At 45.2% G+C, this 12,824-nt stretch carries 12 protein-coding genes and 1 tRNA gene; 6 read left to right on the top strand and 7 right to left on the bottom strand.

Annotation, left to right across the window (positions count from 1 at the left end):
- Positions 1-3: 3 nt before the first annotated feature.
- The 3 genes from AUJ82_02985 to AUJ82_02975 are packed head-to-tail and all read left to right on the top strand — an operon-like array spanning position 4 to position 4,147.
- Positions 4-1,245, top strand: a complete 1,242-nt coding sequence (locus AUJ82_02985; protein OIO60392.1) for a hypothetical protein — start codon at positions 4-6, stop codon at positions 1,243-1,245.
- Positions 1,232-3,229, top strand: coding sequence for a hypothetical protein (locus AUJ82_02980; protein OIO60391.1), 1,998 nt, complete (start codon positions 1,232-1,234; stop codon positions 3,227-3,229). Before AUJ82_02985 ends, AUJ82_02980 begins: the two co-directional genes overlap by 14 nt.
- 39 nt (positions 3,230-3,268) lie before the next feature.
- A complete protein-coding gene (locus AUJ82_02975) occupies positions 3,269-4,147 on the top strand; it encodes a 5'-3' exonuclease (protein ID OIO60390.1) in 879 nt (292 codons plus the stop codon).
- A gap of 48 nt (positions 4,148-4,195) precedes the next feature.
- Here AUJ82_02975 and AUJ82_02970 read toward each other — a convergent pair.
- Together AUJ82_02970 and AUJ82_02965 are read right to left on the bottom strand one after the other, a co-directional pair.
- Positions 4,196-4,272 (bottom strand) — tRNA-His (locus AUJ82_02970).
- A gap of 64 nt (positions 4,273-4,336) precedes the next feature.
- The gene (locus AUJ82_02965; GenBank protein ID OIO60389.1) at positions 4,337-5,137 is read right to left on the bottom strand and encodes a hypothetical protein; all 801 of its coding nucleotides are present in this window, start codon (positions 5,135-5,137) and stop codon (positions 4,337-4,339) included.
- A 200-nt stretch (positions 5,138-5,337) separates the two neighbouring features.
- Here AUJ82_02965 and AUJ82_02960 point away from each other — a divergent pair, with 200 nt between their 5' ends.
- The 3 genes from AUJ82_02960 to AUJ82_02950 are packed head-to-tail and all read left to right on the top strand — an operon-like array spanning position 5,338 to position 6,714.
- Positions 5,338-5,901: an anthranilate/aminodeoxychorismate synthase component II gene (locus AUJ82_02960; protein ID OIO60388.1), complete on the top strand. Its 564-nt coding sequence runs from the start codon at positions 5,338-5,340 to the stop codon at positions 5,899-5,901.
- A 4-nt stretch (positions 5,902-5,905) separates the two neighbouring features.
- Positions 5,906-6,358, top strand: coding sequence for a transcriptional regulator NrdR (locus AUJ82_02955; protein OIO60387.1), 453 nt, complete (start codon positions 5,906-5,908; stop codon positions 6,356-6,358).
- A gap of 14 nt (positions 6,359-6,372) precedes the next feature.
- The gene (locus AUJ82_02950; GenBank protein ID OIO60483.1) at positions 6,373-6,714 is read left to right on the top strand and encodes a histidine triad nucleotide-binding protein; all 342 of its coding nucleotides are present in this window, start codon (positions 6,373-6,375) and stop codon (positions 6,712-6,714) included.
- 4 nt (positions 6,715-6,718) lie between these two features.
- Here AUJ82_02950 and AUJ82_02945 read toward each other — a convergent pair whose 3' ends face one another.
- The 5 genes from AUJ82_02945 to AUJ82_02925 all read right to left on the bottom strand — a co-directional run bounded on the left by AUJ82_02945 (position 6,719) and on the right by AUJ82_02925 (position 12,693).
- On the bottom strand, positions 6,719-7,861 hold the full coding sequence (locus tag AUJ82_02945; GenBank protein ID OIO60386.1) for a DNA protecting protein DprA: 1,143 nt from the start codon (positions 7,859-7,861) through the stop codon (positions 6,719-6,721).
- 47 nt (positions 7,862-7,908) lie between these two features.
- Positions 7,909-9,432, bottom strand: a complete 1,524-nt coding sequence (locus AUJ82_02940) for an NAD(P)H-hydrate dehydratase (protein OIO60482.1) — start codon at positions 9,430-9,432, stop codon at positions 7,909-7,911.
- A gap of 19 nt (positions 9,433-9,451) precedes the next feature.
- Positions 9,452-10,192, bottom strand: coding sequence for a pyridoxine 5'-phosphate synthase (locus AUJ82_02935; GenBank protein ID OIO60385.1), 741 nt, complete (start codon positions 10,190-10,192; stop codon positions 9,452-9,454).
- A gap of 90 nt (positions 10,193-10,282) precedes the next feature.
- Positions 10,283-11,392: a redox-regulated ATPase YchF gene (locus AUJ82_02930; protein OIO60481.1), complete on the bottom strand. Its 1,110-nt coding sequence runs from the start codon at positions 11,390-11,392 to the stop codon at positions 10,283-10,285.
- A 50-nt stretch (positions 11,393-11,442) separates the two neighbouring features.
- Positions 11,443-12,693: a TIGR01777 family protein gene (locus AUJ82_02925; GenBank protein OIO60384.1), complete on the bottom strand. Its 1,251-nt coding sequence runs from the start codon at positions 12,691-12,693 to the stop codon at positions 11,443-11,445.
- Positions 12,694-12,824 lie beyond the last annotated feature (131 nt).

Below are 12,824 nucleotides of genomic sequence, written 5' to 3'. Positions count from 1 at the left end.
GCGATGACAGCGTTAACCAAAAAAGTACTGTCAGCCATCTTGCTCCTAGCGATCATTACGAGCAGTGCGATTACGGTCTATAACTACAAAAAGCTCACTAAAACGAATACGAGCCTACACAAGGCATCAACCGAGTTAGCCGTGCTTCAGAGAAAAAATTTCCCAGACCATAGCGCGCAAAGAGACTCGATAAATGAAACAATTTCACGCCACGTGGCTGAATTCTTCAGTGAATCAGATGAAGAAAAAAATACACATGAGCCCTCTGGCGTTAATTGGCTTCAGATTGAAAAGGAAAAGAATAGACTTCTTGATCTCGCTAACGAAGAAAATGTTCTTTTAGGGAACGAGTTCATAGGTAGCTACGCTGCATTGATCACAGAAGAAAACACAGGGTTAGCGAGGTGTGTTCCACAAATAAGCCAAGCGCTATTAAGAGCCAAACCCACCGAAATCGTTAATATAAAAAAAGCTTCCTCTGACACTAAAAATCGTGAAGCGAGCAGCCTTATCAAGAATGAGGAGACCTTAGAAATTCAATTTACTGGAGACACTCACACAGCCGTCCAGTTTATTGACACGATGACTGCGATGCAAATGCCCTGCATCATTTCAGAGATCAAGACATTCCCCGCCAGTATAGACAACGAGCCATTTTCGCTACCCAAAGACTGGGGACAGGTCGTCACCAAACCGCATAATACGCTTTTTTCTATCCTAATCAACTGTATCGATTTTAATACTACAAAAAAAATTAGCCCCTCGATTATCCACAAAGAAAAAGCAATTCACGCCACGCATCACTTCTTTAGCCCACCGTTAATCACAAAAGATGAAGACGCAGGAACTTATTTTTTGCTAAAAAAAAGAGTCTCTAATAATGAAGAAGCGCCCGAGAGCCCTTTCAATACCTTGGACTCCCAATACACGCTTATGGGGTATCTGAGCGAAGATATTTTAAGTTTCGATTCTGCGACCGTCATTATTCAATCAAATACCACTCACGAATTACTTTACCTAAAGGAAGGCAATCGCATCGCTGGAACCGATCTTTACTTTTCGCATCTCACAAGAGCAGAAAGCACCAGCACCGTTCCCCAAATAGCAGTTTTTTATGATGAGCAAAACGATCTTGAACATCAGGTAGCACCCTATACGCCTAATCAATCTCACGGGACATATTCGCGTGCAGACAACGAAACTTTTATCGCCCAAAAAATTAATACCACATATGAAGAGAGCTAAAACCCTCATAACCCTAAGTGTTTTTATTTTTGCACTGGGGCTTTTTGCCCACGGAACAGAAGAGGAGCAGGAGAATGCTCAAGAGCTAAAGAAGTATCTATTTAGGGGACGAGCACAATACTCAGTCGGTGATTATTTAGCGGCTAAAGATTCTTTAACACAGGCACTCGAGATAGACCCCGAAAACGAAACCGCGAAAAAGTATTTGAAACGCGTTGAAGATGCGATAAACCCCGCGGACAAGGATTATATAGAAACACGCGCGGGAATGATTCAGGAAGTAGACATCAGTTGGGAAAGGCCTAAAGCGATTCCTATCGCCACAGCTGAGATCGAAATTATTGAAAGAAATCCGCTATTGGAGAAAATGTCCCAAATCATTATCCCTAAAATTGTGTTTCAAAACGCCCCCCTTAGCCAAGTGATTCTTTCTTTATCCGAGCTTTCGGAAAAATTTGATCCCGCAGACGGCCTTAAGGGCATTAATATTGTGCTATTAAATGCCATTGCCGATGACCCAAAAGTTACGATTCATCTGCGTAACTTAAGCCTAGGCAAGGCACTGGACCTGATCACGCGATCCGTTCACTACCAGTATGATATTGAAGAGGATGTCATCACGGTTCAAAAAGCCGAAGGGCCTATTATTCATTTAAATACAGATTTTCTGCCAATCAGCCGCGCAACGGTCATAAAATTAATTGGAAAGAAAAGCAGCAGCAAAGCATCCGAAATCTCTCAACTAGAAGAAGAGCAAGGCTTGAAAAACTTCTTTGGCCGCGCCGGTGTGCCGTTTGAACAAGCTTCCGGTGGACCGGAAGGAGCCGTATTTGCCTTTGACGGCACTCAAATCATAGCCACCAATACCCTGCGAAATCTGGAAAAAATGCGGAATATATTGGTGCGCTATAAGCAAACGAAACAAGTGGAAATCGAGGCAAAATTCCTAGAAGTTCAACAAGGCGCGCTAGAAGAACTTGGATTCAAGTGGAGCATTCACCAAAATAACTACGCTAATGAGCGTTTTGCCCGCACGTATTTAGGAGACTCCAACAATCTGCGTAGCCTTTCAAATGCTTTCGCTACGAGCAGCAGTTCAGGCACCGGCCAAATCTTAATCGATGGCCGATCCGAGCCACACATTATTCGCAATGCACCGCCCACGTTTCCAAATTCGGTCAACTTGGGCACAAACACAACCCTCGCCGCAGGGCTTCTAGGAATCATAGAAGACTGGCAAGTACGACTATTAATCAACGCACTAGAGCAGCACACCGGCTCGGATCTCATGAGTGCGCCGAAAGTCACGGTTCTTTCCGGTAAGACAGCCAAAATAACGGTTGCCCAAGTACTTCGTTATCCGCAGTCCTATGGCGACATACAGTCTGATGTTGGCATGGCCGGTCTCAATGCCGCCAATACGTCCGCAGGCGTAACGATTACAGCGGGCACACCAAGAGATTTTGTGGATAAGAACGTGGGCGTTGAGATGGAAGTTACCCCTACCGTTGAGGATGACAACTGTAACATTACACTTCGATTGGATCCTAAGGTAACGGAATTTGAGGGATTCGTAGAATATGGCGGTAAGAGTGTCGCGCTTGCCGGCGCCAGGAATATGGTTGAGGTACCGTCCGGATTTTTCCAACCCATTTTCTCTACGCGAGAAATTGAAACGGAAGTCACGATACACGATGGCGCAACAGTCGTCATGGGCGGCCTTACGCGAGAAGAAATCAAAAGCATTCGGGACAAAGTGCCTATTTTGGGAGATATCCCAGGTGTTGGCAGACTATTTAGGTCTAAAGGAGAAACCAACCAAAAGCGCAATTTGCTGATATTCGTTACTGCTAATATGGTTTCCGCGGGCGGCGGGCTGGAAAACCAGCAGTTGAGAAATGTTCCTCAAAACGCTATTTTTCAAGATGCTAAAATCGTCACGCCCGAAGGCCTCAACAGCCGAATTTCGGGCAGCGCGCTTTAAAGCGTTTACCAAAAAGAGAAATTAGGATTATATAGACCCATGGCAAAATGGTTATTAATTGACGGCTTTAATATGGCTTTTCGCAGTTATTACGCGGTACCGGAGCTCACCCGCAAGGATGGTTTTCCAACCGGTGCTATCCATGGCTGGGTACGTACCATGTGGAAATTAGAGGACATGGAAAAACCGGACCACGTTGCCATATTTTTCGATCTTGGAGGCTCTACGGAACGCCTCGCACTCCTCCCGTCCTATAAAGCCCATAGGACGGAGATGCCAGAGCCGCTTCAGCAACAAATTCCTTATTTAAAAGAGCTTACTCGAGCCCTAGGGTATACGCTCATTGAGGAAAATGGTATTGAAGCAGACGATCTCGTGGGCGCTGCGGCCAAAGAAATTGCGAAAAAAGGGGACTTTGTCTACATCGTCAGCTCAGACAAGGATTTCGCCCAGTGTCTGACGAGCAATATAGAACAACTGCTTCCACCACCAACCGCTAATCCCAAGCTAGGCTGGAGAAAGCTGGATGTTGCCGGTGTACCCAAAAAATTTGGCGTTGAAACGCATCAAATAGTAGATTACTTAGCCCTTATAGGTGATGCCGCTGATAATATTGAAGGACTTCCGGGAGTGGGCCCAAAAACGGCCCAAAAATGGATCCAAGAATACGGCTCTATTGAAAACATTATCGCAAAGGCTAATTATTTAACCCCTGCACGTTTCCAGCTTATTGTCCCTCAATACGCAGACAAACTGCGCCAAAACATTCAAATGATCCGGCTTAACACGAGCCATAAAGTAGAGCTCGATAACGGCATACAGCCAAACGTGGATCAGTTACTTGCCATCATTCGAGAAATGCACATGACAACGACCGAAAAAGAAGCATTGAAACGCTATCATCTCGTGTCATCCTAAACGGTTTGTGATTATTATTTAAAGAAATATTTTTTCCTCAAAATAAAATGGGGTGGCTGACGAGACTTGAACTCGCGACCCCTGGAATCACAATCCAGTGCTCTAACCAACTGAGCTACAACCACCACACAGGATGATGATATAACATCCTATTTCTACCCAAAAGTCAAGCTTCCAATCTTCAGAAACCTAATTGATCAACTTCACTCGATCTACGAAATCCCGTACATTCCAGCGGAAACCTGCCTTACGATGCGCCAACGCGCCCTGCTTGTTCACAATCACCGCAACGGAAGTGTGGCTGATCGTTCCCTCCGCGGGTACGACAAAAACGCCAAACTCTTTCATCAAAGCGTCTATTACCGGCCTGTCACCCGTTAGGAGCATAAAATCATCATTATCGATACGATGGCTTTTCGCATAGGCATTGAGAACCCCGGGAGTATCATAATCCGGGTCAAAGCTCATTAAGACAAACAACACATCCTTCAATCCCATAGTATTAACCTCCCGATGCATACGCATCATTCTAGCAAGATTAGATGGGCACATGGTTGGCGTTGCACAGCGAGAGAACACAAAAGTCATGACGACCGTTTTGCCACGTAAATCTTTTGCGAACACCACCTCACCCTTTTGGTTAAACAAGGCAAAATCGGGAATAATTTCTCCTTCTTTGATAGGCATTCCTAGGTTTTTATGAGCAGCAGCAGCGCACAATTTTCTATTCAGGACCTCTGCCTGAGCCTCATTTTTACCATATCCCGGCCAAATACTGTCTAAGTACCACCCATTATTGCCTTCAAGCAAATTACCCCTCACCCATTCATTGAGATAGCCGATCTTGGCATCTCCGGCAGACACCTCCACTCGCATTTCCTCACCGAAAACGGTTCCATCATCCGGTTTAACCGTCAACACAGAAGCCGCACCCGTATCCACGACAGTACCAGAAAAAGGCACCGCTGATGCGGTCCCTATAACAATCATTAATCCCAGCAAGCACCCTAAACTCTTTCGGCCAATATTCCCAAACATAATACAATTAAAAGTATACTTTATATTAAAATCCCCAAAACTAGCAAAAAGATAACCATATTTTACTGATTTTAGCAAATCTTTTGCTTATATTTTAATTCTGACTAAATCTTTGTTTGGCAAAAAGTCGCTCTTCTGGCACCATTTACACAGTGATTTTAATCATCGATAACTACGATTCTTACAGCTATAACCTCGTACAATACGTAGGTAAACTGGGCTTTGATCCGATCGTTTTTCGTAATGATAAAATTACCGTGGAAAGAGTAATGGGCCTTCCAATGAGCCGCATGATCATTTCCCCTGGGCCAAAAGACCCGGATCATGCGGGTTCGAGCCTTGATTTAATTAACTACTTCATGGGCAAGGTTCCGATTTTAGGAGTCTGCCTCGGACATCAAGCCATCGGCCAGCTCATGGGGGCCAAGGTTGTCCACGCCAAAAACCCCATGCATGGCAAGACCTCTTCGATACAGCACAATGGCTCTACATTGTTTGAAAAAATCCCCAGTCCCTTTCAAGCCACTCGCTACCATTCCCTTATTCTAGAAAAAGAATCTATACCGGATTCCCTTGATGTGACCGCGTGGACAGACGCAGGCGAAGTGATGGCCATTCAACATAAAAAATTTCAGCTCTACGGCGTTCAATTTCACCCGGAATCCTATGCGACGGAAGAAGGCTTGCGTATTATACAAAATTTCCTGAATATATAACGCTATGCGTTGCCCAAAATGTTTGCATCCAGACACTAAGGTTGTTGATTCTCGTTCAAATAAAGACAACACCAACATACGCCGGCGGCGTCAGTGCCCGGAGTGTTCCCAGCGTTTTAGTACGCTTGAGGAGACAATTCGTGAAGGACTTGTTGTAACTAAACGTGATGGTCGTCGTGAAGACTACGACCGTACTAAAATCATCAACGGCATTAAAAAGGCGGCTCAAAAACGACCCATTAACATCGAGCAAATTGAGCGCATTACCAGTGCGATCACGGATCGTTTACAGACCCTTTTCGAAGCGGAAATCCCCAGCGTGCGTATTGGCGAAGAAATCATGAACCAACTCAAGCAGGTAGATAAAATTGCCTATGTGCGTTTCGCCAGTGTCTATAAAGACTTTCGAGACATCACAGAACTCGCTAAGGAAATTCACTCCTTAAACGATAACTAGCTATGCCCCTAACTATGAGTAAAACGCTTTTTCAAAAAATCATCGATGGCGAAATCCCAGGAAAAATCGAATACCAGGATGATCTTTGCTTTGTATTGCAGGACATTAGCCCTCAGGCACCGACACATTTACTGATCATACCTAAAAAACCGCTGCCACGTTTATCCGTAATCGAGGAATCTGACAAAGCACTCTTAGGCCATTTACTTTTCATTGCCCAACAACAAGCAGCAGAAAAGAATCTACAGAAGGGCTACCGCGTTGTTATCAATAACGGCCCTCATGGTGGCGAGACTATTCCCCACTTACACGTCCACCTACTAGGTGGCCGCGGCATGATGTGGCCTCCGGGTTGAGCCCTTAAGCCGCCTCAAACGTCCCATCAGCTCGTTTCACCAGAGCTTTTTTTAGTTCCAAAAGCATCAAGGTAGAAGTAACATCCTTGGATGCCAACTGTGTTCGCGTACAGATTTCATCGATCGTCAACGGCTTTTCACCCATTAGATTTTTCAAAATCAAAGTTTCCTGAGTGGAATAATTTGGAGCAGCTCCCATACTAGCTTGCTTGCCCAATTGAGGGGAATCGTTTGCGTTATCCTTAAAGTTAAACTCCACCTGACGCAAGTAGCTCAATTCCTCGAGAAGGTCATCGATACTTCTGAGTAAAACCGCGCCATCTCGGATTAATTGGTGGCAACCGCTACTGGAGGCCTGGTCGACTCTACCCGGAACAGCAAAGACTTGTCTTCCTTGCTCGCCAGCCATGCGAGCGGTGATCATACTCCCCCCATTACAATTCGTTTCCACCACGATGACGGCTTGAGACATTCCGGAAACAATTCTATTACGCATCGGAAAACTACGTTTATCGGCTCGTTGGCCTAGTTTAAATTCGGAAACGAGCGCCCCATGCTCCCTAATACGCTCACTCAGCGAAAAATTTTCCGGCGGATAAATGATATCAACACCACAGCCAAATACGCCCACAGTCTTTCCTCCAGCATCCAGAGCACCCTCATGCGCGGCAGTATCGATCCCCCGAGCCATTCCACTGATTACGCAAAAACCTAAATGAACTAATTGTGCCGCTAGTTCTTTTGCCATTTTCGTGCCATAGAGCGAACATCTACGACTCCCCACGATTGACACACTTCTTAGGCCGGGCCGATAGCTCCCTCTACAGTAAAGGCCGATAGGGGGGTCGTATATCTCTTTTAAATAAGGAGGATAGTCTTCATGCGTGCTCGAAATAAACTGCACGTTTAGTTTTTGCATATTAGCCGCTTCTTTTTCTAAATCAAAATGATCCCGCCAATGCGTAATCGTTTCTATAATGCTTTTGCCGACACCTTCGATGCCCTGCAACTCATCGGCTTGCGCTTTTAAGATTTTAACGGGGTCATTTTCAAAAACCTCCATTAGCTTCTGAACGGTTATAGGGCCCACATGAGGGAGGGCGTTTAACGCTAAAAATGCGTTTTCTCGGGTAAGGGGATGAGACATGGTGCTCATAATAGCACGTACTTCAGTAAACCTAAGCAAAAAATGCCCTATCCATGAAGAATTTTACTCAGATAAGGGATAATCTCTGTTGTGCTAATACCCGTCTGCCCTCGCTCTCGAGCCATCGCGTCTGCCGCGGACCCGTGCAAAACAACTGCTTGGCAAGCTGCATTTAGCGCCTCGGAAGGTTGTTGTGCTAATAATCCTCCGCACAAGCCGGACAAGATATCACCACTTCCCCCTCTAGCCAACACCGGCCCCCCAAAGGGACTTAGATATACTTTTCCCTGATAGGCTACTTTGGTAATTGACCCTTTTAGAACGGTTACCAACGGATTGTTTTTCGAATAGGAAGCCAATTTTTCAAATGAATAGGCTTCATCCGCAGTCTGTCTAATTCTATTAAACTCACCCAAATGAGGGGTAATAATACCGAGTTGGCCTCCAGCAAGCGCATCGATTATTTCCGGCATCAAGGCATCTGCGTCTATCACGATCGGACATTTAATATCGCGTACCAATTGTGCAAACAACTGTTTCGTTTCATCTTCTCGACCGATCCCGGGGCCGATTAGTACTGCGCTGGCCGAGCTTAGTGTTTTTAAAATGATTGCCTTTCCTTCTACCGAGAACCAGCCATCACTCGTTTCGGGGCAAGGGAGCCACATAGCTTCAGGAACGTGGGGCGCACAATTCCTGGCCACAGAATCAGGAGCTATAACTGTCACCAGACCAACACCGGAATGAACCGCAGCTTTTACTGCCATCAATAGCGCTCCTGGCATACGTCTAGACCCAGCCACAATAAACAAATGGCCATACGTACGTTTATAGGATTGAGGATCCCGCAAGCGCCTTAGTTTGTCTAACACTCCAGGTAATAAAATATTCTGTTCGCTTTCCGGCTGGCTGTTTTGAAAAAATCCTATATCCAAATATCGAATACGCCCTACAAATTGCTTATTTTTCTCTTCAAAAACAGGTTTCTTGGCAATCCCGGTCGCGTAGGTAAAATCCGCACGAAATGCGATATTAGCAGACTCGTCTCCTAATCCGCTAGGCAAATCCACTGCGGCACGCAGGAGAATATTCGGGTGTTGGTTTATTTTTTCCAATAAGGCAACGAAAGCTGTTTTGAGAGGTAAATGAAAGGCCATTCCCAGTGCGCCATCAATACACACGTCATACGAAGTATCGCATAAAACGTTTTCCAATACAGTCACTTTGCCTGCTTGATTAAGCTCATCAAATGCTTTTTGTACAAGATGCTTAAGGTCATCTTTGCCAAAGACAAACATCACTTCTACCACTACTTGGGGGTGTTGTCTTAAAATGGTATGGGCAGCTATAAGCGCATCCCCACCGTTATGGCCTTTACCACTTAAGACAAGGACTTTTGCGTTTTGCGGAAACGGTTTAATTTCCTGAAAATCTTGCAGAATCCCGAGCCCTACGCCCTGGCCCGCTTTTTTCATGGCCGCCAAGATGCCATTTTCATCACCACCCAAAAGCTTCTCTTCAAAGCAGCCTGATTCAGCGCAGGTTAAAACGGGGTGGGAGAGGGGGAAAATCATAAAGCAACCATTCTTATCAGGCTCTCATGAGAGCTTTCATTTCTCTTACTGCTTCGCCCAGTCCAACAAAAAGAGCTCTAGCAATAATGCTGTGCCCTATGTTGAGCTCGTGCAAGTGAGGGATCTGTTTAATGTCGTTTATATTGACATAATTAATCCCATGCCCGGCATTTACGATCAACCCAAGATCATGCGCAAGCTTTGCTGCCTCGATCAATCGGTTCAATTCTTTTTGACGATCGGGCGTGTAGTATTTGTTCGCAAAAGCGCCTGTATGTAGCTCTACTACCGGAGCACCAATATCGGCTGCTTTTTTAATATCTTCCGGATGAGGGTCAATAAAGAGACTCACGGTAATACCCATGTTACTGAGGTCTTTCACTACCTTAAGCACTTTGTGTTCCTGGGCTAAAATGTTCAGCCCTCCTTCAGTGGTCACCTCTTGCCTTTTTTCCGGAACAAGGCAAACGTACTCAGGCATAATTTTAGAGGCAGCGTAAATCATATCTTCGGTACAGGCCATCTCCAGGTTCATTCGTGTTTGTAAGGATTCTTTTAGACGGTGTACGTCTTCATCCTGGATATGGCGGCGGTCCTCCCGCAAGTGCACGGTTATACCGTCTGCGCCTGCGTGTTCTGCGATAGTCGCCAATGCCACGGGATCAGGCTCCACCATGTGTCCCGCTGTACGCGCGTAATCCTTATACCGCGCCTGTCGTAAGGTAGCACAGTGGTCAATATTCACTCCTAGTTTCATATAGTCAAAATTTTAGGATAAATGGGTTACAAGAACATTATCCCCTAAATTGGACGTAATTTAAAAGCTTTTTTTAAAACAGTTATAGCGCTAAACATTAAAGCGGAACAACACCACATCGCCGTCTTTAAACGGATATTCTTTGCCCTCCAGGCGATATCGGCCGGCTTCGCGTGCGGCACTGTAGCTGCCGTATTTGTCTAAATCCTCGAAAGAAACAACTTCTGCTTTGATAAACCCCTTTTGAAAGTCCGTATGGATAATACCCGCGCATTCGGGAGCCTTCATTCCTTTCACAAACGTCCATGCGCGTACTTCTTTCTCACCGGCGGTAAAATAACTGGCCAAGCCTAGTAAATCGTAGGTTGCACGAATAAGCTGGGAAACGCCACTATCCTCAACGCCTAATTCGGCTAAAAATTCTTTTGCTTCTTCAGGGGCAAGGTCTACGAGGTCCGATTCGATTTTGGCGGAAATCACACAGCTATTGGCATCATGGTGCATTTTCGCGTATGCCTTTACTTGCTGAACATAAGGGTTCTTCTGGTCCGCGTCTTCCAACTCATCTTCAGCCACATTACAGGCGTACACAATCGGCTTTGATGATAATAAATTAAACTGCTTCAATCGTGGCAATTCCTCAGGTTCTATTGAAAGGATATTTGCGGGTTTACCTTCATTTAAGTGATCTAAAAGACGGGTTAATAAAGCGACATTTGCCTTGGCTTCCGCATCTGGTCCACGTGCGCGTTTAATATTTTTATCCAATTGAGCTTGTGCGGATTGCAGATCCGATAATATCAATTCGGTTGAAATCACTTCTATGTCTCGTATCGGGTCTACAGAGCCCATGTTATGAATCACATCATCATCTTCAAAACAACGTACAACGTGTATGAGTGCGTCCATGAGGCGTATATTGCTTAAAAACTGATTTCCTAAACCCTCCCCCTGGCTTGCTCCCTTGACAAGGCCTGCAATATCGACAATCTCAATAGCTGTAGGCACCACTTCCTTTGGCTTAACAATCTGTGTCAAACGCGCCAAACGCCAATCAGGCACGACAACGATGCCAACATTAGGCTCAATCGTGCAAAACGGATAATTGGCAGATTCTGCTTTTCTCGTGCGTGTTAACGCATTAAATAAAGTACTTTTTCCTACATTTGGTAAACCTAAAATCCCAGCTTTCATAATCAAGTATTCTGTTCCATTTACAGAAAAAGGCAATATATATAGTGAAGGCCGCGTTATACAACCAAATGTGCTAAAGCGCTTTCTAAACGAGGATAACGAAATCGATATCCGGATTCGAGTAACACCTTAGGGGTAGCCTTCAGATTAGCCAAGACGGTTTCTTTAGCGAGGTCTCCCATGAACAGTTTGGCCATAATTTCAGGGAGGGGAAGTATCGCGATGCGCCCCAATCTATCAGCCAGAGTATCCGAGAATGCTTTATTAGTAAGACTTTCAGGGGCACATACATTAACAGGGCCTTCTATAGAACCCTGAGTGGACATATAATAAATCGCGTCCACTAAATCATCAATCGCTATCCAGCTCACCATTTGTTTACCAGAACCAATTCGACCGCCTAGGCCCAGACGAAAAATAGGCAACATGGCAGCTAAACCTCCTGCAGCAGGCGTTAAGACCATTCCTGTTCTTATATTAATAACACGAGCACCAACTCGCCGTAAGGGATCACAGGCCTCTTCCCATTGTTTTGTCACCTCTGCTAAAAACCCGTTTCCTCCAGGCGTTTTTTCATCAAGAACACCATCCCTATCAGTCCCATAAAAGTTGATCCCAGAAGCACATATGAAAACAGGAGGCCTACACGGTTCCTTTGCTAAATAGTCTGCCAACTTGGCGGTACTCGTCCAACGACTTTCCAATATTTTTTTCTTATTCTGAGCTGTCCAGCGGCAAAAAATGGGGTACCCCGCCAAGTGCACAACGACATCGACTCCTTCAAACCATTCACGATTGGGTTCTTCTTTATAATAATCCCAATAAAATGCGCCTTTGTAAGGACGCGTCAATGAGAGTTCTTTTACAACGTGCCCCTGAGAGCGCAAGAAATGCTTTAAAGCGCTGCCTACCGTACCCGTAGCACCCGTCACAAGAAAAGTCATCGAGCGATCGCATGGCCTATAAAAATCAACCAAATCGGCTCGGGTAATTTCCTCTCGATACCGAAATAGCCTAGCGAGCTCTAATTGCGCTTTCCGTTTGCCCCATCTGTTGTTCAACAGCTTGCCGAAGGGCAACTCATATTGAACGTGATCATTCACGCGGCACTTATTATCGGCCACATATTTGATACCATGCTCGTGCTTCCAAAAAGCAAAAGGCCCTTTCACCTGCCTATCCGTAAAGCCAGCATTTTCTGTTACAGCCTCTATCCTCGCTTGCCACTCCAAATTGAAAAAAGCTTTTTGAATCTGAAATTTAACCAGCACACCCTCCTTAAGCCCATCATATTCCTTTACCCGCATCTTTACCCACGGAGGAGTCAATCTTTCAAATGTTCCTTGATGCTGATACCACTTGTAGACGGTTTCCGAAGGTACATCTAGCGCAAATGATTTATGGTACAAAAATCGGGGCATTTATTTTATCCTTCTCT

This window comes from Verrucomicrobia bacterium CG1_02_43_26 (genome assembly GCA_001872735.1).
Taxonomy (GTDB): Bacteria; Verrucomicrobiota; Verrucomicrobiia; order Opitutales; family CG1-02-43-26; genus CG1-02-43-26.
This window is presented reverse-complemented; position numbering and strand designations above follow the sequence as displayed.

What these genes read in the sequence shown, in the direction of transcription:
- AUJ82_02985 (OIO60392.1), top strand. Translation starts at nt 4, where the DNA reads ATGACAGCGTTAACCAAAAAAGTACTGTCAGCCATCTTGCTCCTAGCG.
- AUJ82_02980 (OIO60391.1), top strand. Translation starts at nt 1,232, where the DNA reads ATGAAGAGAGCTAAAACCCTCATAACCCTAAGTGTTTTTATTTTTGCA.
- AUJ82_02975 (OIO60390.1), top strand. Translation starts at nt 3,269, where the DNA reads ATGGCAAAATGGTTATTAATTGACGGCTTTAATATGGCTTTTCGCAGT.
- AUJ82_02965 (OIO60389.1), bottom strand. Translation starts at nt 5,137, where the DNA reads ATGATTGTTATAGGGACCGCATCAGCGGTGCCTTTTTCTGGTACTGTC.
- AUJ82_02955 (OIO60387.1), top strand. Translation starts at nt 5,906, where the DNA reads ATGCGTTGCCCAAAATGTTTGCATCCAGACACTAAGGTTGTTGATTCT.
- AUJ82_02950 (OIO60483.1), top strand. Translation starts at nt 6,373, where the DNA reads ATGAGTAAAACGCTTTTTCAAAAAATCATCGATGGCGAAATCCCAGGA.
- AUJ82_02945 (OIO60386.1), bottom strand. Translation starts at nt 7,861, where the DNA reads ATGTCTCATCCCCTTACCCGAGAAAACGCATTTTTAGCGTTAAACGCC.
- AUJ82_02935 (OIO60385.1), bottom strand. Translation starts at nt 10,192, where the DNA reads ATGAAACTAGGAGTGAATATTGACCACTGTGCTACCTTACGACAGGCG.
- AUJ82_02925 (OIO60384.1), bottom strand. Translation starts at nt 12,693, where the DNA reads ATGCGGGTAAAGGAATATGATGGGCTTAAGGAGGGTGTGCTGGTTAAA.